The sequence below is a fragment of the Glycomyces xiaoerkulensis genome (genome assembly GCF_002798405.1).
Lineage (GTDB): Bacteria > Actinomycetota > Actinomycetes > Mycobacteriales > Micromonosporaceae > Glycomyces > Glycomyces xiaoerkulensis.
Window position 1 is genome coordinate 121,600 of the sequence record NZ_PGGV01000027.1, and the last position, 20,974, is coordinate 142,573.

The 20,974-nt window shown below is 71.5% G+C and carries 17 protein-coding genes; 8 read left to right on the forward strand and 9 right to left on the reverse strand.

The window, feature by feature from the left end:
- Positions 1 to 18: 18 nt before the first annotated feature.
- The 7 genes from CUT39_RS09260 to CUT39_RS09290 all read right to left on the reverse strand — a co-directional run bounded on the left by CUT39_RS09260 (position 19) and on the right by CUT39_RS09290 (position 8,590).
- Positions 19 to 1,362, reverse strand: a complete 1,344-nt coding sequence (locus CUT39_RS09260) for a coiled-coil domain-containing protein (RefSeq protein WP_100445811.1) — start codon at positions 1,360 to 1,362, stop codon at positions 19 to 21.
- 28 nt (positions 1,363 to 1,390) lie between these two features.
- Entirely contained in the window at positions 1,391 to 1,951 is a 561-nt protein-coding gene (locus tag CUT39_RS09265; protein ID WP_100445813.1) for a hypothetical protein, read from the reverse strand.
- Between the two features lie 119 nt (positions 1,952 to 2,070).
- Entirely contained in the window at positions 2,071 to 3,186 is a 1,116-nt protein-coding gene (locus tag CUT39_RS09270) for a Gfo/Idh/MocA family protein (RefSeq protein WP_100445815.1), read from the reverse strand.
- Positions 3,187 to 4,551, reverse strand: a complete 1,365-nt coding sequence (locus CUT39_RS09275; RefSeq protein WP_100445817.1) for a mannitol dehydrogenase family protein — start codon at positions 4,549 to 4,551, stop codon at positions 3,187 to 3,189.
- Positions 4,539 to 5,834 carry an enolase C-terminal domain-like protein gene (locus CUT39_RS09280; RefSeq protein WP_100445819.1) on the reverse strand — a complete coding sequence of 432 codons (1,296 nt, stop codon included), beginning with the start codon at positions 5,832 to 5,834 and terminating at the stop codon, positions 4,539 to 4,541. Before CUT39_RS09280 ends, CUT39_RS09275 begins: the two co-directional genes overlap by 13 nt.
- Entirely contained in the window at positions 5,835 to 7,268 is a 1,434-nt protein-coding gene (gene uxaC / locus CUT39_RS09285; protein ID WP_100445821.1) for a glucuronate isomerase, read from the reverse strand.
- Positions 7,269 to 7,276: 8 nt separating this feature from the next.
- Positions 7,277 to 8,590: a Gfo/Idh/MocA family oxidoreductase gene (locus tag CUT39_RS09290; protein ID WP_100445824.1), complete on the reverse strand. Its 1,314-nt coding sequence runs from the start codon at positions 8,588 to 8,590 to the stop codon at positions 7,277 to 7,279.
- Between the two features lie 260 nt (positions 8,591 to 8,850).
- Between CUT39_RS09290 and CUT39_RS09295 the strand changes: the two genes are divergently transcribed.
- Complete coding sequence (locus tag CUT39_RS09295; protein ID WP_100445826.1) at positions 8,851 to 10,290, forward strand: ATP-binding protein; 1,440 nt, start codon at positions 8,851 to 8,853, stop codon at positions 10,288 to 10,290.
- A 13-nt stretch (positions 10,291 to 10,303) separates the two neighbouring features.
- Here CUT39_RS09295 and gcvT read toward each other — a convergent pair whose 3' ends face one another.
- On the reverse strand, positions 10,304 to 11,398 hold the full coding sequence (gene gcvT / locus CUT39_RS09300) for a glycine cleavage system aminomethyltransferase GcvT (RefSeq protein ID WP_100445828.1): 1,095 nt from the start codon (positions 11,396 to 11,398) through the stop codon (positions 10,304 to 10,306).
- 73 nt (positions 11,399 to 11,471) lie between these two features.
- Here gcvT and CUT39_RS09305 point away from each other — a divergent pair, with 73 nt between their 5' ends.
- Entirely contained in the window at positions 11,472 to 12,929 is a 1,458-nt protein-coding gene (locus CUT39_RS09305) for a leucyl aminopeptidase (RefSeq protein ID WP_100445830.1), read from the forward strand.
- Between the two features lie 98 nt (positions 12,930 to 13,027).
- Here the strand turns inward: CUT39_RS09305 and CUT39_RS09310 are convergent, their stop codons facing one another.
- Positions 13,028 to 13,360: an oxidoreductase gene (locus tag CUT39_RS09310; protein ID WP_100445832.1), complete on the reverse strand. Its 333-nt coding sequence runs from the start codon at positions 13,358 to 13,360 to the stop codon at positions 13,028 to 13,030.
- A 214-nt stretch (positions 13,361 to 13,574) separates the two neighbouring features.
- Here CUT39_RS09310 and lpdA point away from each other — a divergent pair, with 214 nt between their 5' ends.
- From lpdA to CUT39_RS09340, 6 genes are all read left to right on the forward strand, one after another.
- The gene (gene lpdA, locus CUT39_RS09315) at positions 13,575 to 14,963 is read left to right on the forward strand and encodes a dihydrolipoyl dehydrogenase (RefSeq protein ID WP_100445834.1); all 1,389 of its coding nucleotides are present in this window, start codon (positions 13,575 to 13,577) and stop codon (positions 14,961 to 14,963) included.
- Between the two features lie 36 nt (positions 14,964 to 14,999).
- Positions 15,000 to 16,730 (forward strand): 2-oxoglutarate dehydrogenase, E2 component, dihydrolipoamide succinyltransferase, encoded by a 1,731-nt coding sequence (gene sucB / locus CUT39_RS09320; protein ID WP_100445836.1) that lies wholly within the window; start codon positions 15,000 to 15,002, stop codon positions 16,728 to 16,730.
- A gap of 247 nt (positions 16,731 to 16,977) precedes the next feature.
- Positions 16,978 to 18,372 carry a hypothetical protein gene (locus CUT39_RS20725; protein ID WP_198587002.1) on the forward strand — a complete coding sequence of 465 codons (1,395 nt, stop codon included), beginning with the start codon at positions 16,978 to 16,980 and terminating at the stop codon, positions 18,370 to 18,372.
- Between the two features lie 120 nt (positions 18,373 to 18,492).
- Positions 18,493 to 18,924, forward strand: coding sequence for a hypothetical protein (locus tag CUT39_RS09330; RefSeq protein ID WP_100445838.1), 432 nt, complete (start codon positions 18,493 to 18,495; stop codon positions 18,922 to 18,924).
- A 91-nt stretch (positions 18,925 to 19,015) separates the two neighbouring features.
- Positions 19,016 to 19,987 (forward strand): phosphotransferase family protein, encoded by a 972-nt coding sequence (locus CUT39_RS09335; protein WP_100445840.1) that lies wholly within the window; start codon positions 19,016 to 19,018, stop codon positions 19,985 to 19,987.
- 54 nt (positions 19,988 to 20,041) lie between these two features.
- Entirely contained in the window at positions 20,042 to 20,866 is an 825-nt protein-coding gene (locus tag CUT39_RS09340; RefSeq protein ID WP_100445842.1) for a methyltransferase domain-containing protein, read from the forward strand.
- Positions 20,867 to 20,974 lie beyond the last annotated feature (108 nt).

The window sequence follows — 20,974 nt, forward strand, 5'->3', positions numbered from 1 at the left end:
TTCCTTTCTATCGGGCGGTTATCGGCGTCCGAAGGGCCAGCGGCTCCTCCGGGTGGTCTTCGATTGCCGTGCGGGCAGCCGTCGTGCTCCGAGCAGGCGGGCCAGTTCGTCGACGGCACGGGTGAGGTCGGCGACGGTCCGGGTGAGCTGCCGATTGGTGTCGTCGATGGTCCGGAACTGCGCCAGCATGGTCCGGTCGACACCGATCTCGACGGTGTCGGCCAGTTCGGTGGTGACGGCCCGGCCGGCCTGGTCGAGCCGGTCGGTGAGTCCCGCGAGTCCCTCGACGACCCGCTCGGCGACCCGTTCGGCGGCGGCCTCCTGCGAGTCGCGGACCTGCAGGGCGAGGTTGAGGCGGTGGCGTTCGCCCGCACCGACGGCGTCGGTGACGGTGCGGCCGACCTCGGTGAGGACGGTCGCGGTCCGTTCGTAGTGGTCGGTGGTGGTGTCGTGGAGGTCGGCCGCGATCCGGCGGGCCAGGTCGGCCGACTGGCGGTGCTGATCGGCGAGGCGCTGTTCGATGTCGGCGAGGGCGGCGCGGAGGTCCCCGGCGGCCGAGGTGATGGCGCCGGCGCCGTCGGCGATCTCGGCGACGGTGGCCCGGAAGGCGCCTCCGGCGGCGCCGAGGTCGCTCAGTTCGGCGCTGACGCGGTCGGCCGACTCGGTGAGTTCGCCGGTGAGTTCGGCGGCGCGGTCGGTGATCCGGCGCAGTCGGTCGGCCGCGGATTCGGGCGTTTCCGGCGGACGGCTTCGCAGGTGGAGAGCGGCGTCGGTGAGGGCCGCGTCGAGGCGGTCGCGCAGCCGGGCCTCGCTCCGGGCGGCTTCGGCCTCGAGCTTCCGGTGCTTGAGCTCGATGCCGACCGACACCGCGATGATGCCGGCGATGCTCAGCAGGACCAGCACCGCCATGTTGCCGAAGCTGAACCAGATCGTCCCGTCGAAGCCGCCGAGCCATTGGCGGAAGAACGACTGGGCGCCGGGTTCGGCGCCGCCCTCGAGCATTCGCCCGTAGGCGCCGGCCGCCTGGTGGATGCCCCACCAGGTGCACAGCAGCGGGATGAAGACCAGAGTCACCCGCGCCGCGTACCACCATCTGAGCGGGCTGGTCCCCTCGCGGACCACGGCGTCGAGCACGACGTTGGCGAACGCCTCGTGCAGGCGGATCTCGCTCCAGGGTCCGGGCGGTTCGGGCCCGCGGAGCGCGGCGGCCAGGGAGTTGAGCTGGCGGGCGCGCTGTTGGAGTTCGTCTCGTCCGGCCAGCGCTTCGAGCTCGTCGGCGACGTCCCGGGCCTCGGGGGTTCCCGGGCCGTATCGGGTGGTCGCCGGGGCGGGTGCGGTGGCGGCGGAGCTCGTCTGGGACATGGCGTTCCAATCGGGTGAAGGGCGAGGCTCAGGCGACCAGGAGGTAGAGCTCGATCTGGAGGGTCCCGGTCGATATCGCCTCCTTGCCGCTGGAGGTCCAGAAGTGGCGGGTCGGCGCGTCGCCGAACAGGTCGGGGTAGGCCTCGGCCATGACCTCGTTGGCGGCTGCGGCGATGCTGCCGCCGTAGCCGGGGTCGGAGGCCCCGCCGAAGGTCAGCATGAAACCGACTCGGGAGCCGTCCTGGATGAGCGGTTCGAAGTGCTCGGCCACATCGTCGACCAGGTCGCGTTCGGCGGATTCCGAACCGTCGACGAGGCCGGCCGCGTCGCTGTCGACGTAGAAGACGAGGGGTTCGGGTTCGACGCCCGGGTCGGCGGTGGGTTCCGGGGTCGGCGAGGGGGTGGGGCTCGGTGAGGGGGCGGGCGCGGTCTCCTCCGGCCCGTCGTCCAGGGCGGCGGCGGGGAAGTCGGAGACCACGACGATGGTGATGATGAACAGCAGCAGTGCCAGGTCGGCGAAGAGCCATCCGGCGAGCGAGACCGGGCTCTGCGACTCGACCCGGCGTGAGGCGCGGGGTCTTAAGGCCAAGGGGCACCTCGCACGGGAAGGTTTCAACGGACGATGAAGCTGCTAATACTACCAAGACCCGTCGAAACCGTCAGACCCGTCGGAAGGGGCGCGGAAGCGTCCGGGATCCGCGCCCGGGCTCACGCCCAGGGGAGGGCGAGTTCGGAGAACAGCCTGCCCTCCTTCGCCGCCCGCTCCACGGCCGCGTCGGCGCCGTCCAGGACGGTCACCGGGTCGGCGCCGACCCGCTCGAGATGGGCGTCGTCGACCAGGGGCGGGACCGGGTCGTTGAGGACCCTCTCGAGCACGCCGGTGAAGGTCTTGGAGCGCCGCAGGCCGCTGATGAGCCCCACGCCCCGCTGGCGGTGCAGCAGCAGGTTGTCGAACAGGTCGGTGCGCCCGTACTGCTTCGGCTCGGCGTCGCCGGGGAGGCTCAGCCGGTCGGTCGGGTACTCCAGCCAGGCCTCGCCCTCGGTGCCGCGCACGTAGATGTCGCCTTCGAGCTTGCGGTCCCCGCACAGGGTCACCGCCACGGTGATCGACACCCCGCCCTTGTTGGACCCGCGCCACACCGCGGTGTCGTCGACCTCGATCCGGTCGCGGCAGCGCAGCCGCTCCAGCTCGATCTCGCCGTCGAGCGGCCAGTCGCCCGCGATCGCCAGGGCCTGCTGGGTGGCGTGCGCGAACGGGTTCGCCAGCGCGCCGTCGGCGACGAGCGTCCCGTCGAGCTCGCGCTTCCCGGCCCAGGCCGAACGCCGGTAGTAGGAGTCGGGGCGCTGCCAGGAGCCGGCGACGCCGACCGCTTCGAGGGTGCCGATGCGGCCGGATTCCATCGCGTCGCGCAGGGCGGTGAAGGCGTGCGAGCCGAGGGCCTGGAAGCCGACCTGGACGGCGCGGCCGGTCCCGATCATCTCGGCGTAGAGCCGCTCGTACTCCTCCAGCGAGGCCACGGGCGGCTTCTCGAGGTAGAGGTCGCAGCCGTGGCGCATGGCGTCGGTGGCGATGGGCAGGTGGGTGGGGGGCGGGGTGGCGATGACGACGATGTCGGGGTCGGCATCCTCAAGCATGCGCCGGTAGTCGTCGAAGACCGCCGCGTCGCCGATGGGAACGTCGGGGTCCTCGCTGACTTCGGCGGTGTCGCAGAGTCCGACGAGCTCGAGTTCGCCGCGGCGGCGCTTGGGTTCGAGGTTTCGCCGGTGGTGCAGGCCGTAGCCGTTCGCTCCGACGATGGCGATGCGGGGGATGGTCAGGTCCATTCAGGCATTCTCCAAGGTTCGGGCCACTCCGTGCCGGTCCAGGGCGTCCAGCCAGGCCGCTGCGGCCCGGCGCACTTCGTGATTGGAGGCTACCGGTTCGGGGACGACCGCGCGAAGGCCGAGTACGGCTTCCACGCGGGCGTCGGCGTCGCCGCCTGCCGCGTCGAGGCGCTCCCGCAGTTCGTGCGCCAGCGGGTCGTCGAGCGGCAGGGGTGTGCCGTCGTCGGCGGTTCCGCCGCAGAAGCGGATCCAGGCCGCCAGCGGCAGGGCGATGAGTTCGGTCTCCCGTCCGAGGTCGGCGATGGTGGCGAACAGGCGCTGCGGGAGCTTCTGGCTGCCGTCCATGGCGACCTGGAGGCAGCGGTGCCGGATGCCGGGGTTGGCGAAGCGTTCGAGGACGCTCCGGCCGTAGGCGATGGCGTCCTGGCCTTTCGGTGGCGTGAGGCTGGGCGCGATCTGTTCGGCGATGAGGCGTTCGGCGACCGCGCGCGCCCCGGGCAGTCGGAGGGTCTCGCTGATGGTCTCGGCTCCGGCGAGCGCGCCGAGGTAGGCGAGGGTGGAGTGGACGCCGTTGAGGGTGCGCAGCTTCAGCCGCTCCCAGGCGGCGACGTCGCTGGTGAAGGTGGCGTCCCAGTCGGGTCGGGGTCCGGCGAAGTCGTCCTCGATGACCCACTGGGTGAACGGTTCGGCCTCGACGGCGGCGCGGTCGGACAGGCCGAGGGCCCGTTCGGCCCGCTCGTAGGTGTCGGGTGTGGAGGCGGGGACGATGCGGTCGACCATGCTGGAGGGGAAGGTGACGTGGTCGTCGGCCCAGGCCCGGGCGTCGGCCCCGAGCAGCGGTTCGACTGCCGCGCGGGTGGTCTTGCCGTTGTCGGGGAGGTTGTCGCAGCACAGGATCGTGAGCGGCTCGCCGCCGCGCGCGGCCCGGCGGGCGATGCCGTCGGCCAGGATCGTCGGCACGCCGTCGGGGTCGCGGTAGGCCTTCTCGGTGACGGTGAGGGTGACGACGACGATGTCGTCGGAGGCGATCAGGTCGAGGGCGCGCTCGCGTTCGCCGGCGAGGTGGAGGGTGTCGACGATGGAGCCGACGACGCGCAGGTTCGCGCCGTCGGGGCCGAGGGTGGCGACGGTGTAGAGGCCGTCCTGGGCGGCGAGGGCGTCGACTACCTCGCGGGAGCGCGGTGCGGCGCAGATGATCCCCCAGTCGGTGCCGTCGGTGTAGACGGCCTGGTGGGCGCGGTGGAAGGCGCCCGCACCGAGGTGGAGGATCCGGGCCCGGGCGGGGCGGGTGTGCGGGAGGCGCACGTCGCCGGGCACCTGGTCCAGGGTGGCGTCGGTCAGGAGCGGTTTTCTCAGCGCAGCCATGCGACTCCGTCGGGGTAGCGGTAGGCGGCGATCGATTCGTCCTTCAAGGTGACCGAGTATCCGGGCTGCGTGGGCGGCCGGTAGCGGCCGTCGACGACGGTGACCGGGTCGGTGTAGTGCTCGTGCAGGTGGTCGACGTATTCGATCATGCGGCCTTCGAGGGTCTTGCCGATGCGGAGGTATTCGAACATCCCGAGGTGCTGGACGTATTCGCACAGGCCGACGCCGCCGGAGTGGGGGCAGACCTCGATGCCGTGCTTGGCGGCCATGAGGAGGGTGGCCAGGACCTCGGGGATGCCGCCGACGCGGCAGGCGTCGATCTGGCAGACGCGGATGGCCCCGGCCTGCAGCAGTTGCTTGAAGATGACGCGGTTGGCGGCGACCTCGCCGGTGGCGACCCGGATCGGGTCGACGGCCCGCGCGATCGCGGCGTGGCCGAGGATGTCGTCGGGGTGGGTGGGCTCTTCGATCCAGTACGGGTCGAAGGCGGCCAGTCGGCGCATGTTCTCGACCGCTTCGGGGACCGACCAGATCTGGTTGGCGTCCATCATCAGCAGCCGGTCGGGGCCCAGGACGTCGCGGATGATGCCGGCGCGGCGGACGTCGTCGGCGATGTCGGCCGAGCCGACCTTCATCTTGGCGGCGGTCCAGCCTTCGGCTACGGCCTGCTCGGTGAGGGAGCGGACCTTGTCGTCGGGGTAGCCGAGCCAGCCGACCGAGGTGGTGTAGGCGGGGAAGCCGTCCCGCTCGAGGGTCTGGAGGCGCTCTTCGTAGCCCTTGCGGCCTTCGTCGAGGAGGGACTCGGCCTCGGCGGGGGTGAGCTCGTCGATGATGTGGCGGTAGTCGATCTGGGCGGCCAGTTCGGCGGAGTCCATTTCGGCCAGGAGTTGCCACATGGGTTTGCCCTCGAGTTTGGCGCGCAGGTCCCACACGGCGTTGACGATGGCGCCGACGGCCATGTGGGTCGCGCCCTTCTCGGGGCCGAGCCAGCGGATCTGGGGTTCCTGGACGATCGTGCGCCAGAACTCGACGGGGTGGGCGAAGATCTCCTCGACGGTCTTGCCGACGACCAGGTGGGCGTAGGCGCGGCAAGCGGCGGCGCAGATCTCGTTGCCGCGGCCGCCGGTGAAGGTGAATCCGGTGCCGGTGGGGCCGCCGTCGGTGTGCAGTTCGACGTAGCAGGCCGAGTAGTCGGCGCGGTTGATCGAGTCGGAGCCGTCGGCCTCGGCCGCGGTCGGGAAGCGGACGTCGTGGACTTCGAGCCGTTCGATCTTGGTCGGCATCTACTTTTCCAATCCGTAGATCTTGCGCGGCAGGTGGTAGGCGAGGTCTACGGCGACTTCGCCGGCTTCATCGTCGGTCATGCGGTGCTCGGCGACGAGGCGGGCCAGGAACGAGGCGTCGATGCGGCGGGCCACGTCGTGCCGCGCGGGGATGGAGCAGAAGGCCCGGGTGTCGTCGACGAAGCCGGCGGTGTTGTAGAACCCGGCGGTCTCGTGGACGGCCTCGCGGAAGCGGCGGATGCCCTCGGGGGAGTCCAGGAACCACCAGGGGGCGCCGATGAAGACCGACGGGTAGCCGCCGGCGAGCGGGGCCAGTTCGCGGCTGAAGGAGGTCTCGTCGAGGGTGTAGACGACCATCCGGAAGCGCGGGTCGTTGCCGAAGGCGTCGAGCAGGGGTTTGAGGTCCCGGGTGTAGGTGGTGTGGTCCGGGATGTCGCCGCCGACGTCGCGGCCCCAGCCTTTGTGGAGCCAGTCGTTGTGGTTGCGCCACGATCCGGGGTGGAGCTGCATGACCAGGCCGTCCTCGACGCTCATGCGGGCGAATTCGACCAGCATCAGCGCGGGGAAGAGCGCCGCGTCCGCCGCTTCGGTCTTGCCCTGGAGGGCCTTGTCGAAGATCTCGGCGGCCTTGGCCGGGTCGTCGACCGTCATGGCCGTCCGGTTGCCGTGGTCGGAGCAGGTGGCGCCGGCGGCGATGAAGTCCTGGCGGCGGGCGCGCAGGGCTTCGAGGAAGCCGTCGAAGGTGGAGGTGTCGATCCCGGTGATCTCGCCGAGTTTCGCGACGCGGTCGGCCCAGCCGGGCCAGTCGGGTTCGACCAGGTTGTCGGGCCGGAAGGTGGTGACGACCTTGCCGCCCCGGCCGCCCCACTTGCGGCCGTCCTGGGCCGGCAGGGCTTCGAGTTCGGCGTGGGGGTCGAGCGAGTCGATCGGGGACTCGGTGGTGGCGAGCACTTCGAGGTTGAACCGGTCGAACAGGGCGCGGGGCCTGAAGTCGGGTTCGGTGAGGCGGGCCGAGAGGTGGTCGTAGAACTCGTCGGCGGTCTCGCCGCTGAGCGGCTTGTAGATCCCGAAGACCTCGGCGAAGGTGTAGTCGAGCCAGAGCTTCGAGGGCGTGCCGCGGAACAGGTGGTAGTTCTCGGCGAAGCGGCGCCAGATGACCCGGCCGTCGGTCTCGGAGGGGCTGCCGTCGGCCGAGGGCACGCCGAGCTGGTCGGGGGTGTAGCCCTGGCTGTAGAGCATGCGGGTGAGGTAGTGGTCGGGCACGACGAACAGCCGGGCGGGGTCGGGGAACGGCCGGTTCTCCGACAGCAGGCGCGGGTTGACGTGGCCGTGGGGGCTCACCAGCGGGAGGTCGGCGGTGCGCTGGTGCAGCTTGCGGGCGATGGCTCGGGTGCGTTCGTCGGCCGGGAAGAGCCGGTCGGGGTGCAGTGTCACGGTAGCTCCTACTGGTTTTTGAACAGGTCGGCGACAGCAACCGGTTGCCCGGTCGCGATGGAGGCATTCGAGGCCAGGCCGGCCGCCAGGGCGTTCACGCCGTCCCGGGCGGTCGCGGAGCGGTCGTGCGGGTCGCTCTCGCCGTCGAAGAGGACCGCGAGCATCCGCTGGTCGCCGCCGCCGTGGCCCTTGCGCTGGTACTCGCCGACGTCGATCGACCGCGGCTTGGTCCAGAAGGGGTGGACGGTCAGCTCGTACCGGCCCTCCTCGGGGGCCTCGTGCGAGCCGTGGACTGAGGCGCCGTTGGGGCCCTTGAGGTCGGGGTTGACGTGGTCGTTCTCGACCACGAGCAGTTCCAGCCGGCCCTGGGTCCCGTTGAAGTGGACCCGGTAGCCCTCCCAGGGCGAGTAGGCGGTGAGCCGGTAGGACAGCGTGGCCCCCGATTCGTAGTCGACCAGGGCCATCATGTCGTCGTAGATGGTGGCGCCGGGCGCGAAGACGTTCTGGTCGCGCAGGTAGCCGTCCTCGGATTCGGCGTCGAGGTAGAGCTCCTTGAGCCCGGGGTTGTCGTCGAGGTGGAGCGCGAACGGGTCGTCGGCCGAACCGGCGGCGCCGGTGGCACGCTCGTAGCCGCGGTCGTGGCCGGTGCGGCGGCCGTTCTCGCCGTAGAAGGCGAGCTTCCCTTTAGCAAACGCTTGCATCGGCGCGGAGTCGAGCCACCAGTTCACCAGGTCGAAGTGGTGGCCGGACTTGTGGACCAGCAGGCCGCCGGACTTGTCGGCGAGCCGGTGCCAGCGGCGGAAGTAGTCGGCGCCGTGCCGGGTGTCGAGCAGCCAGTCGAAGCCGACCGAGATGATCTCGCCGACCGCGCCTTCGCGGAGGAGGTCGGCGACCTTTTCGTGCAAAGGGTTGTACCGGTAGTTGAAGGTGACGGTGACGCTGCCGGCGCTGCGCCGCTCGGCCTCGAGGATCGCCGCGGCGTGCTCGCCGGTGGTGGTCAGCGGCTTCTCGCAGATGACGTCGAGGTCCCGCGCGAGGGCGGCGAGGATGTACTCGTGGTGGTGGGCGTCGACGCAGGTGACGATGACGGTCTGGGGCTTCGCCTCCTCGAGCATCCGCTCGAAATCCGTTGCGGCGTAGAGGTCCGGGGCGGGGGCCCCGGCGGCCTCGACCGCCTCGGCGTGGACGCCGAGCCGGTGGCGGTTGGTGTCCGCCAGCGCGACCAGCCGCGCCTTGCCGGAGCGCTCGACGACGGCGTCGACGAACATCTTCGCGCGTGCGCCAGTGCCGACCAGAGCATAGCGATGCGGCGTGACTGACATGTGACTCCTTCGTCTGCGAGGTTCTGGTAAACGCTATCGAACGCGGACGGCGAATACAAGGCCCAGGGATCGATGCAATCGATTGCCGAGCATGCTAGCAGCAACGACGCCCGGGCCTCTACGGGCATCGGACCTCGCCGCATCCGCAGCGGATCGGCCCCGAAGGTGGAGCCTTACCTCCATTCCTTGATAAACTCGTGTTCATCTTAGTTAGATCTGATCTAACTAAGATGAACACGAGTTTCTGAGGATCGGAGTACATGGAGTTTCGCGGGCGCGCGGCGGATCTGGGACTGCTGGCCGGACAGCTCCGAGCGGTCGAAGCCGGATCAGGCACCACCCGCGGCAGGGCCGTGGTCATGACCGGACGCCGCCGGGTCGGCAAATCCCGCCTCGCCCAGGAATTCTGCGACCGTTCGGGCAGACCTCATCTGGTGTTCCAGGCGACCCGGGGCCGCAGCCCCGGGGCCGAACGCGCGGCCTTCGGGAAATCGCTGACCGCATCGGCGCTGCCCGGCCTGCCCGAGGACGCCGAGAGCCGGCCCGCCGACTGGAACGCCGCACTGACACTCCTGGCGGCGGCCGCTCCGGACGACGTCCCCAGCATCGCCGTCCTGGACGAGATCCCCTGGCTCATGGAGCAGGACAAGGAGTTCGAAGGCGCACTCCAGACCGTCTGGGACCGCCACCTCTCGCGGAAGCCCATCCTGCTGATCCTCATCGGCAGCGACCACGGCCTCATGGAATCGCTGCAGAGCTACGAGCGGCCCTTCTTCGGCCGGGCCGCGAAGATGAACGTCCGTCCGCTCCACTTGGCCGACGTCCGGGAATTGACCGGCCTGCCTTCCGCCGAAGCGGTCGACGCCCTGCTCATCACCGGCGGCCTTCCGGAGGTGGTGGAGTCCTGGGACTCCGGCATGAGCAGGCGCGACTTCCTGTCGGAGGCGCTCTCGCACCCGCTGACACCACTCCTGGCATCGGGAGAGCTGTCGCTGCTCGGAGAGTTCCCCGAGCCGTCCCGGTCGAGGGCGATCCTCCGCGCCGTCGGCACCGGGGAACGGACCTTCACCGCGATCGCCACCGAAGCCGGCGGGGACGGTCCGCTCCCGGCCGGCACGCTCGCTCCGCTGCTCGCCTCCTTGCAGGAGAAGCAGGTCCTGGAATCGGATCTGCCGCTCTCGACCAAAGCCGACACCAAGAACAAGCGGTACCGCATCGGCGACACGTACCTGCGGTTCTGGCTGCGCTTCCTGGAGGGCGCCATCCCGTTCGTCGAGCGCGGCAGGAGCGACATTCCGATCGGCCGCATCGAGCGCTCCTGGACCACCTGGCGCGGCCGGGCGGTCGAACCGCTGATCCGCTCCTCCCTGCTCACCCTGCTTCCCGACTCCGGATGGGAGGAGACCGGTGCGGTGGGCGGATGGTGGAACCGGCAGAACAACCCCGAGATCGATCTGGTCGGCGCCGACGCCGGGCCGGTGGCCAAGCGGGTCGACTTCCTCGGCTCGGTCAAGTGGCTCGAGAACGAGACCTTCGGCTGGAAGGACCTCAACCGGCTCGCGGCCGACGCCCGGGCGGTTCCGGGAGCGACCGGCGAGACACCGCTGGTGGCGGTGACCCTCAACGGCGCCGATCCCGACCTCCCGCTCGCGGCGCACTGGGGCCCGGACGATCTGGTCCGGGCCTGGCGCACGGCCTGAGCGCCCGCCGCCCTCAGGCCTCCGACGAGGCCTCGGCGAACGGCGGCTTGACCACACGCACCGGCAGGCGGCGGCCCCGCACGTCGAGCTCGAGTTCGGCGCCGGGCCGGTACCCGGTCTCCAGCAGGGCCAGGGCGATGCCCCGCTTCAGCGAGGGCGCGAACGTGCCCGAGGTGGACCGTCCCACCTCGCGGTCGCCGTCGAGGACGGCCATGTCCGCGCGCGGCACGCCCTTGGCGAGGGCCTCCAGGCCCCACAGGCGCCGCGCCGGGCGGGCCTCGCGCTCGGCGACCAGGGCCGGCTTGCCCCAGAACTCGGGCTTGTCCCAGCCGACGGCCCAGCTCAGCCGGGCCTGCACGGGCGTGATCTCGCGGCCGAGGTCCTGGCCGTGCAGCGGAAAGCCCATCTCCAGGCGGAGCGTGTCGCGCGCGCCCAGCCCGCAGGGGCGGGCGCCGGCGGCGAGCATCCCGTCCCACAGGTCCCCGGCGGCCTCGGCGGGCGCGACGAGCTCGAAACCGGTCTCGCCGGTGTAGCCGGAGCGGCACACCAGCACCGCCGCACCGTCGACGATCCGTTCGGCGAGGGTCATGAACCGGTGCTCGTGCGGCAGCCCCAGGTACTCCATCACGCGGGGCGAGTCCGGGCCCTGGACGGCCAGCACCGCCAGCGACCGGTGGGCGTCGCGGACCTCGATCCCGGGCGGCGCGGCGTCGGTCAGGCGCCGGGCCACCTCGGCGGCGTTGGCGGCGTTGGGGACCAGCAGGACCTCGTCGTCGGCGAGCCGGTAGGCGATGAGGTCGTCGACCACGCCGCCGGCGGCGTCGCAGCACAGCGTGTACTGGGCGCCGCCGGCGCCGATCCGGTCGAGGTCGTTGGTCAGGCACCGGTTGACGAACGCGACCGCGCCGGCCCCGGTCACCCACACCTTCCCCAGGTGCGAGACGTCGAAGACGCCCACCGAGGTGCGCACCGCCCCGTGCTCGGCCAGCACCCCGGAGGCGTACTGCAGCGGCATCCGCCACCCGGCGAACGGGGCGAGCTTCGCTCCCTGCTCCAGGTGGCGCGGGTGCAGCGGGGAGACCAGAAGTGACGGCGCAGGCTCGGACATGGCTTAGACGATATCGTGATCGTCCCAGCCCGTAGGATCGGTCCGTTTGCACCCGCACACGTAAGGATTGACCATGACCGAGCTTGTCCACGGATCGGGCGATATAGCCGGGGCGCGGGCCGAGGTGATCGTCGTCGGCGTCCACGCCGGTGACGAGGCCCCGGTCGTCCCCGGCAGCGCCGCCGGCGTCGACGCCGCCTTCGGCGGTCGGCTGGCCGAGACGCTCGCCGCCTTCGACAACACCGGCAAGACCGGCGCCCTCACGCGCCTGCCGGCGCCCGCCGACCTGCCCGCGAAGCTGGTGTACGCCGTGGGCCTGGGCGGGGCCGCGGAGGTGGACGACGAGACCCTGCGCCGCGCCGCGGGCTCGGCCGTGCGCGCGGCCTTCGGCCGCGAGAACGTCGCCATCGCCCTGGAGGGCGACCCCGTCGCGACCGCGACCGGCGCGGCGCTCGGCGCCTACAAGTTCGACGGCTTCAAGACCGAGGGCGGGGGCGACGGCCCGCCGGAGTCGATCGCCGTCTACGGCGCCACCGAAGCCGACGCCGAGCGCGCGGCGATCCTCGCCGAGGGCGTGGCGATGACCAAGAGCTGGGTCAGCACCCCCGCCAACCTGCTGCGCCCGCCGACCTTCGCCGCCGAGATCGAGCGCGCCGCCGCCGAGGCCGGGATCGAGGCCGAGGTCCTCGACCCCGAGGCGCTCTCGGCGGGCGGCTACGGCGGCATCCTCGCCGTCGGCGGCGGCTCGGCGGCCGGGCCGCGGATGGTGCGCCTGTCCTACCGGCCCGAGGGCGCGGCCAAGCACGTCGTCCTGGCGGGCAAGGGGATCACCTTCGACACCGGCGGCATCTCCCTCAAGCCGCCGGCGGGCATGTGGGACATGAAGTCCGACATGGCCGGGGCCGCCGCCGTGGTCGGCGCGACCGTCGCCGCCGCGAAGCTGGGGCTGGGCGTCAACGTCACCTGCCTGGTGGGGCTGGCCGAGAACATGCCCTCCGGCTCGGCCTACCGGCCCTCCGATGTGATCACCGCCCGCAACGGCAAGACCATCGAGGTGCTCAACACCGACGCCGAGGGCCGGATGGTCCTGGCCGACGTGCTCTCCCGCGCCGCCGAGGACGAGCCGGACGCCGTCTACGACGTGGCGACGCTGACCGGCGGGCAGGTCATAGCGCTGGGCCGGCGCACCTTCGGGCTGATGGGCCGCGAGGCCGAGACCGAGCGGGTCGCCCGCGCGGCCGAGGCGGTCGGCGAGTCCGGCTGGCCGATGCCGTTCCCCGAGGACCTGGTGGCGCTCATGGACTCCCCGATCGCCGACGTCTCCCAGTGCGCCTCCGGGCTCAAGCGCGACGGCCACATGATCCAGGGCGGGATCTTCCTGTCGAAGTTCGTGCCCGACGACCTCCCGTGGGCGCACATCGACATCGCCGGACCGGCCGACTCCGGCGAAGCCTACGGCTACACCGCCAAGGGCCCGACCGGCGTTCCGGTGCGGACACTGGTGGCGCTGCTGGAGGGGTTCGAAGGCTAGACCGGCGCCGCACCGCCCCGCCCGCGGGCCGGAATCGGGCCCTCACGACCATGTGGCGGGACGGTGCGGCGAACGTTGTGCAACCGTTATCCGGCCGTTTACGTGCGGCGCTGCCGCTCGAGCTTGCGCCGCTTGTCGAAATCGCGCTTCCGCTGGGGGTAACCGGTCTTCGCGACCTCGTAGACGGGGATGCTGTGCTTCTGCCCCAAGGCGAAAGCACCGGAGGGGCCGTCCACGCGCCGCCGCGTCCACTCGCCGTCGTGGGCGATGAGCATGACCGTCGTCTCGGTGACCGTGGTGCGGGGCTCTATATAGGCCTCCACGCCGGTCCGGGACTTGATGAACTCGGTCAGGTGCCGCTGGTCCACGTTGTCGGAGGCCCTGTCCAGCGTGCCATTGTTCTTCTTCTTTCTGCGTGCAAACCAGCCCACTGCGGCTCCTTCCGCACCGTTGAGGTGTCGAGTGTCAAGCGTACACACGACCTACCGAACCTGTGTCCAGCCGCACACGGGCCTGACTTTCGGAAGCCGACGACAGGGAGTTCAATGGTGTTGCACACTCCAATCCATCGGGTCTGGTCGACTGCGAGCCGCCCCCGGTGGAAGGATGGACCGCGTACCTAAGCATCGTTAAGTGGGGAGACCAATGAGCGACCCGAACGCAGGATACGACGTAGTGATCCTGGGTGGCGGCAGCGGCGGCTACGCCTGCGCATTCCGCGCGGCGGCGCTGGGCCTGTCCGTGGCCCTGATCGAGAAGGACAAGGTCGGCGGCACCTGCCTGCACCGCGGGTGCATCCCCACGAAAGCGCTGCTGCACGCCGGCGAAGTCGCCGACACCGCGCGCGGCTCCGAGCAGTTCGGCGTCCTGGCCGACTTCAAGGGCGTCGACATGAAGGCGGTCAACAAGTACAAGGACGACATCGTCTCCAAGCTGTACAAGGGCGTCCAGGGCCTGTTCAAGGCCCACCGGATCGAGGTCATCAGCGGCGCCGGCAAGCTGGTGGGGCCGAACAAGGTCCAGGTCGACGACGGGCAGACCGTCACCGGCCGCAACATCGTCCTCGCCACCGGCTCCTACTCCAAGACCCTCCCCGGCCTGGAGATCGACGGCGACAAGGTCATCGCCTCCGAGCACGCGCTGGAGCTCACCGAGCTGCCCGGCAAGGCCATCGTCATCGGCGGCGGCGTCATCGGCGCCGAGTTCGCCTCCGCCTGGAAGTCCCTGGGCGTCGAGGTCGAGATCGTCGAAGGTCTCCCCCGCCTCCTCGCCGCCGAGGACGCCGACACCTCCAAGCAGATCGAACGGGCCTTCCGCAAGCGCGGCATCAAGTTCCACACCGGCAAGTTCTTCGAGAAGCTCGAGCGGACCGCCGACGGCGTCCAGGTGACCGTCCAGGGCGGCACCGTCATCGACGGCGACCTGGTGCTGGTCGCGGTCGGCCGCGGCCCGGTCTCCGAGGGCCTGGGCTACGACGAGCAGGGCATCGAGCTCGACCGCGGCTTCGTGCCCACCAACGACCACCTGCAGACCAACGTGCCGAACGTCTACGCCGTCGGCGACCTCGTCCCCGGCGTCCAGCTCGCCCACCGCGGATTCCTGCAGGGCATCTTCGTCGCCGAGCACATCGCCGGGATGAACCCGGTGCCGATCGACGAGGCCGGCATCCCCCGCGTGACCTTCACCGAGCCCGAGGTCGCCTCGATGGGTCTGAACGAGGACGTCGCCAAGGAGCGGTACGGGGCCGACCGCATCAAGACCGTCAACTACAACCTGGCCGGCAACGGCAAGTCGAACATCCTCAAGACGCAGGGGTTCATCAAGCTCGTCTCCGTCGAAGACGGACCCATCGTCGGGGTGCACATGCTGGGCGCCCGGATCTCCGAGCAGATCGGCGAGGCCGAGCTCATCTACAACTGGGAGGGCTACGCCTCCGACGTCGCGCAGCTCATCCACATGCACCCCACCCAGAACGAAGCGATCGGCGAAGCGGCGATGGCGCTGGCAGGCAAGCCGCTGCACGTCCACGACTAGGTCTCTCTACAGCCAAGACAGGAGCTGAACAGAACGATGCCGACATCGGTAACGATGCCCGCCCTCGGTGAGTCCGTCACCGAGGGGACCGTGACGCAGTGGTTGAAGAAGGAAGGCGACACCGTCGAGGTCGACGAGCCGCTCCTGGAGGTGTCGACCGACAAGGTCGACACCGAGGTGCCTTCGCCGGCGGCCGGAGTGGTGGTCAAGATCGTGGCCCCGGAGGACTCCGAGGTGGAGGTCGGCGGCGAGCTGGCCGTCATCGGCGACTCGTCCGAGGCCGGTGAGGCCCCGGCGGCGCCGGCGCCCGCCGAACCGGCCGCGCAGGAATCCGAGCCCGAGCCCGAGCAGCCCGCGGCACAGCCCGAGCCCGAGCGGCCCGAGCCCGCCGCGGCGGCGTCCTCCTCGGGCGGCGCCGAGGGCACCGAGGTGCCGCTGCCCGAACTGGGCGAGTCGGTCACCGAGGGCACGGTCACCGCCTGGCTGAAGTCGATCGGCGACACCGTCGAAGTCGACGAGCCGCTCCTGGAGATCTCGACCGACAAGGTCGACACCGAGATCCCGTCGCCGGCGGCCGGGACGCTGCTGGAGATCCGGGTGAGCGAGGACGAGACCGCCGAGGTCGGCACCGTGCTGGCGGTCGTCGGCAGCGGCACGGCCGCCCCCGCCGCCTCGAGCGAACCCGAACCCGAGCCGGAGCCCGCCGCCGAGCCCGAGCAGCCCGCAGCCCAGCCCGAGCCCGAGGCTCCGGCCGCCGCCAAACCGGCGCCGCCGGCCCCCGAGCCGTCCCGGCCCGCCGCCGAGACCGCCACCGCCCCGTCCGCGGGACCGGCCCCGACCAGGCCGGCCAGCTCGTACGTCACGCCGCTGGTGCGGAAGCTGGCCTCCGAGAACGACGTGAACCTCGACGAGGTCACCGGTTCCGGCGTCGGCGGCCGCATCCGCAAGCAGGACGTGCAGGAGGTCATCGACCGGCGCAAGGCCGCCGAGCCGGCCGCGAAGGAGGAGGCCCCGGCCCCGGCCGCCCCGGCCGAGGTCAGCCCCCTGCGCGGCCGCACCGAGAAGATGAGCCGCCTGCGCCAGTCGGCCGCCAAGGCCCTCCTCGAGTCGATGCAGACGATGGCTCAGCTCACCACGGTGCGCGAGGTCGACGTGACCAAGGTGGCGAAGCTGCGCGCGGCCAAGAAGGACGAGTTCCTGGAGCGGCACGGCGACAAGCTGTCGTTCCTGCCGTTCTTCTCGATCGCCGCGATCGAGGCGCTCAAGCAGTACCCGGTCATCAACGCCTCCATGAACATGGAGGAGAAGACGATCACCTACCCGGAGGCCGAGAACGTGGGCTTCGCGGTGGACACGCCGAAGGGCCTGCTGGTTCCGGTCGTCAAGAACGCCGGGGACCTGAACATCCCGGGCCTGGCCAAGCGGATCGCCGAGGTCGCGGACAAGGCCCGCAACGGCAAGCTGGCCCCGGACGACCTCACCGGCGGGACGTTCACGATCACCAACACCGGCTCGGTGGGCGCGCTGTTCGACACGCCGATCGTGCCGCTGGGCCAGTCGGCGATCCTCGGCACGGCCGCGATCGTCAAGCGGCCCCGCGTCATCGACGACCCGGACCTCGGCGAGATCGTCGCGGTGCGCTCGGTCATGAACCTGACGCTGAGCTACGACCACCGCCTGATCGACGGCGCCGACGCCGCCCGCTTCCTGGCGGCGATCACGAAGCGCATCGAGGAGGCCAACTTCGAGCACCAGCTCGGCCTCTGAGCGAAGCGACCCGAGCGGGTGGCGCGGCCGGCGAGTCCGGCCGCGCCACCCGCTTTCCGCATCCGGCCGAAGGTGCTTATCATCAGAGTTCCCCTGTTGGAGCCCCGTCCCCGGGCCTGCAACCTTCGGAGACCTGATGACGAACCGCCCGACCTTAAGATTTCCCTCGCCCCCCGGTCCGCCCGCGCCGCCCCGGCCGCCGAGCCCTCCCCCGGCACCGGCACCACCGTCGCCGCCTCCCCCGCACGTGCTCCCCTGGTGGCTGGTGATCGGATACGAGCAGCCGGGACCGGTCTACGGCTGCTCCGATCCCGGCTGCGCAGTAGCCGAGATCGCCCCGACCGACCTCTACTGCCGCACCCACGGGCACTTCCTTCCCGCCGCGACCTGGCCGCTCGGCCGGGCCCGTTTCGTGGTCGCGAACGCCGCCCGGATCGCCGTCTGCGCAGGATTCCTGCTGACGGCGCTGCTCGATTCGCCGATCCCCGCCTGGGTGGTGGGCCTCGCCGTGGCGACGGTCGCGATCGCCGCTCCACTGCGCGTGTACCCGGCGACCAGGGCCTTCGCCGCCTCCTGCTGGACCCTGGTGGCCCTCGCGGCGGCGACGCAGACCCGGAACCTCGAAGGATTCCTCACCGCGCTCGGCGTGGCGCTGCCGACGGTGTGGTTCCTGTACTCGGCCGCCCTGTCGTGGGGCGTCGACCACTGGCGCCCCCGGATCGCGGCGGCCGACCGAGGCGCCGGATACGTCGCCGCGTCGCTCTCGTTCGCACTGCCGGCGCTGGTGGTGAGCCTGCAGGGGTTCCCCGCGCTGCGCATCGCGGCGGCGGTCGGCCTCGTCGGCGCGGCGGCGGGCGCGGTGACGGTCGGGATCGTCAGCGGCGGCATGCGCATCGACACCGTCGTCTCCGCGCAGCTCCCCTATCCGCCGCGGCCGCCGCGGTTGAACTGGACCCTGCCGCCGAAACAGCCCGCGGCGACGGCGGCGGGGCCGTTCGACCGGCTCGGGCTGGCGCTGAGCCGGTTCGCGCACGGCTCGCTGCGGGTGAGCGCGATCGCGGCGCGGACGGCCGCCGACGGGACCCGCCTGTTCCTCCACCTGCTGGCGATCGTCGTAATCGGACTCGTGAACTGGCTCGTCCGCGTCGTGGTGCGGACCTGGCGCCGGATGGTCCGCACGCTCACGACCGCCTGCAGGACACTGTGGTGGGCGCTGTGGATCACCGCCGCCGCCACCGTCCGGTCGTTCCGGGTGCTCGTGCTGCCGGTGGCGCTCTTCGCGGCCGCCGGGATCGCCGTCCTCCGCTGGGCCGACCACGTCCACCGCTACCTCATCGACGGCGCGATCGCCGACCTGGCCGGATTGGGGGCGACGGCCGCGATCGCGCTCCTGGCGCTCACGGCGGCGTGGATGCTGCTGAGCGCCAACCCGTTGGTCGGGTCGGTCCGCTCGGCGACGCACTCTGCGGAGAACGCCGGAGCGAACGGCGTGGTGCTGACGACCGTCGGCGGGTGGACCATCGGGTTGCCGGGGCTGCTCGGCTTCGGCCCGATCCGGGTCGGGTGGCTCACGATCGGGGCGACCGTCCTGCTGGTCGCGGCCTTCCTGTCCCTGCTGGCGAGGCGGCGTCGGTCGCCGTAGCACGGTGCGGTCCCGGGCGCCCCCGGAGGCCGCGTTCACCCTGCCGTAAACTCGCCTCCAGTGTCCTCGTTGATCCCGCAGCCGCCCTTTTGCAGCCCCGCGCGAAAGTTAGGAACTCGAATGCCGATCGAGTACAACGAGATGCTCGCGATGCTGATGGAGATCCGCCCCGGTTTCGCCACCGAACTCTACGAGTCGAGTGACGGCCCCGACCTGCCGGAGTACGACAGCGTCGAGATCGACCGCCGGACGCTCGAGGCCCCCGGTCGGCCCGACGAGCTCCGGGTCTGCGCGCTCGCGGCCTACTCCAAGGACGGCGAGCGCGTGCTCGGGGTCCTGTTCGACGCCCTGCTGGAGCCGGATCCGAACCAGGCCGAGTGCTGGCTGCAGTTCATCGCCGACGCGCAGCGGGCCCTGAGTTGCATGGTGACGTTCGTGGTGCTGTGCCGCGACGCGGAGATCGCCAGGTGGGCGCTGTCGTACAGCAGCATCGGCGACGTGGGCTGCTACGTTCTGCCCGTGGTCATTCCATCTTTGCTCGCGAACGCCTAGAATCAAGGACGGTCCTCGCCGCCGACCCCACCACGGCTGCGAGGGCCGTAATCGTGTTGCGGCCCGCCTTCCGGGCCGCGAGACTGGCCGCATGTCCAGATTCGGCACACCGGTCCCCTACGACGCCACGGCGGTGCGCCTGGAGCATTCGGCGCTGCCGGCTCCGGTGCGGGAGCGGATCGCCAAGGAGCTCGGCGCCGAGCCGGTCGAGGTCCGGCCGGCCGGGGGCGGCTTCACCGGGGGTTTCGCGGCGCTGGTGCGCTCCGGTTCCGGCGCCGAGCTGTTCGTGAAGGCGGCCGGGCCGGACATGCCGTTCGTGGTCGGCGCCTACCGCCTCGAGGCGGAGGTGAATCCGGCGCTGCCGGAGGGCGTCCCGGTGCCGAGGCTCCGTTTCGCCGCCGAGGTCGAGGGCTGGACGGTGCTGGGTTTCGAGGCGGTCCGGGGCCGGGCGCCGCGGCTCCCGGTGGCCACCCGAGACCTGGATCTGATGCTGCGGGCCTGGGCCGAGGCGTCCGAGCGGCTCGCGCCGGTGCCGCAGTCGCTGCTGGACCTGGGTTTCGGTCCGGGGCCGATGGGCGAGGCGCTGCACCGGTTCGCCGGGGTCGCCTCGGGCGAGGTCGAGCCGTTCCCGGTTCCGCCGGCGCTGGAGGGACGCATCGACGAACTGGCCGAACTGGAGTCCCGGCTCGAGGAGGTGCTCCGGGCCGACGAGGTGATCCACTTCGATCTGCGGACGGACAACATGATCGTCGGCGCCGACCGGGCCTGGATCTGCGACTGGAACGGGATCGGCGTCCACGCGGCATGGTTCGACACGGCGAATTTCCTGGTGGTCCCCTACGGCGACGGCCACGATGCCGACCGGCTGCTGCGGTACCACCCCACCGCGGTCGGGGTGGCCGACGAGCAGATCGACACGGTGCTGGCGGCGGTGACGGGCTACTACCTGGCCCAGGGGCGGCTCGATCCGATCGAAGGGGCCTCGCCGTACCTCCGCGAGCACCAGTGGTGGTGCGGGCTGGCCGCCGCCGACTGGCTCGCCGGCCGCCGCGGCTGGCGCTGACTACTATGCGGGAAGCGACTCCCAATCAACGGGACGCTGCCGTAGTCTGCCCGAATGACCGAAGAGACCGCGACTTATACCCACGGGCACCACGAGTCCGTCCTGCGCTCGCACCGGTGGCGGACGGCCGAGAACTCGGCGGCGTACCTCCTGCCCCACCTGGAGCCCGGCCACCGGGTGCTCGACGTGGGCTGCGGCCCCGGCACGATCACGGCGGACCTGGCCGGGATCGTCGCAGGCGGCCGGGTGGCGGCGGTCGACCGCGCTGAGTCCATTCTCGACCAGGCGGCGGCGGTGGCGGCCGAGCGCGGGCTGGACAACGTGGCGTTCGCCGAGGCCGACGTCCACGACTTGCCCTACGGCGACGGCGCCTTCGACGCGGTCCACGCCCACCAGGTGCTGCAGCACGTGAGCGACCCGGTCCGGGCCCTGCGCGAGATGCGCCGGGTGACCCGCCCCGGCGGCGTGGTCGCGGCCCGCGACTCCGACTACGCGGCGTTCCTCTGGTACCCCGAATCGCCGGGGCTGACCGATTGGCTCGACCTCTATGGGCGCGTGGCCCGAGCCAACGGCGGCGAGCCCGACGCCGGCCGGCGGCTGAAGTCGTGGGCCCTGCGGGCCGGGTTCCCCGAGCCCGCCGTCGAGGCCACCTCCGCCACTTGGACGTTCAGCGTCCCCGAGGACCGCGCCTGGTGGGGCGGGCTCTGGGCCGACCGCGCCCTGCACTCCGACTTCGCGACCCGGGCCCTGGAGCAGGGCCACGCCACCCGCGGGGAGCTCGAGGCGATCGCCGCGGCCTGGCGCGAGTGGGCCGCCGACCCCGAAGCCTGCATCGTGATCCCGCACGGCCAGATCCTCTGCCGCGCAGCACTTCCGTGAGACGGTCCGGACCGCCCCGCGCGCACGTACCCGGTCCCCGCGTGATCCGATCGCCCTCGGCTGAACCGTGTCCTCAGTCCGGCGGCGGTCGTTATCCACCCGACGGAT

Excerpts from the sequence above, each read along its gene's own strand:
- CUT39_RS09290 (WP_100445824.1), bottom strand. The coding sequence starts at position 8,590 with ATGTCAGTCACGCCGCATCGCTATGCTCTGGTCGGCACTGGCGCACGC.
- CUT39_RS09330 (WP_100445838.1), top strand. The coding sequence starts at position 18,493 with ATGCCGATCGAGTACAACGAGATGCTCGCGATGCTGATGGAGATCCGC.
- CUT39_RS09295 (WP_100445826.1), top strand. The coding sequence starts at position 8,851 with ATGGAGTTTCGCGGGCGCGCGGCGGATCTGGGACTGCTGGCCGGACAG.
- CUT39_RS09260 (WP_100445811.1), bottom strand. The coding sequence starts at position 1,362 with ATGTCCCAGACGAGCTCCGCCGCCACCGCACCCGCCCCGGCGACCACC.
- CUT39_RS09280 (WP_100445819.1), bottom strand. The coding sequence starts at position 5,834 with ATGCCGACCAAGATCGAACGGCTCGAAGTCCACGACGTCCGCTTCCCG.
- CUT39_RS09270 (WP_100445815.1), bottom strand. The coding sequence starts at position 3,186 with ATGGACCTGACCATCCCCCGCATCGCCATCGTCGGAGCGAACGGCTAC.
- lpdA (WP_100445834.1), top strand. The coding sequence starts at position 13,575 with ATGAGCGACCCGAACGCAGGATACGACGTAGTGATCCTGGGTGGCGGC.
- CUT39_RS09340 (WP_100445842.1), top strand. The coding sequence starts at position 20,042 with ATGACCGAAGAGACCGCGACTTATACCCACGGGCACCACGAGTCCGTC.
- CUT39_RS09335 (WP_100445840.1), top strand. The coding sequence starts at position 19,016 with ATGTCCAGATTCGGCACACCGGTCCCCTACGACGCCACGGCGGTGCGC.
- CUT39_RS09305 (WP_100445830.1), top strand. The coding sequence starts at position 11,472 with ATGACCGAGCTTGTCCACGGATCGGGCGATATAGCCGGGGCGCGGGCC.
- gcvT (WP_100445828.1), bottom strand. The coding sequence starts at position 11,398 with ATGTCCGAGCCTGCGCCGTCACTTCTGGTCTCCCCGCTGCACCCGCGC.
- CUT39_RS09275 (WP_100445817.1), bottom strand. The coding sequence starts at position 4,551 with ATGGCTGCGCTGAGAAAACCGCTCCTGACCGACGCCACCCTGGACCAG.
- sucB (WP_100445836.1), top strand. The coding sequence starts at position 15,000 with ATGCCGACATCGGTAACGATGCCCGCCCTCGGTGAGTCCGTCACCGAG.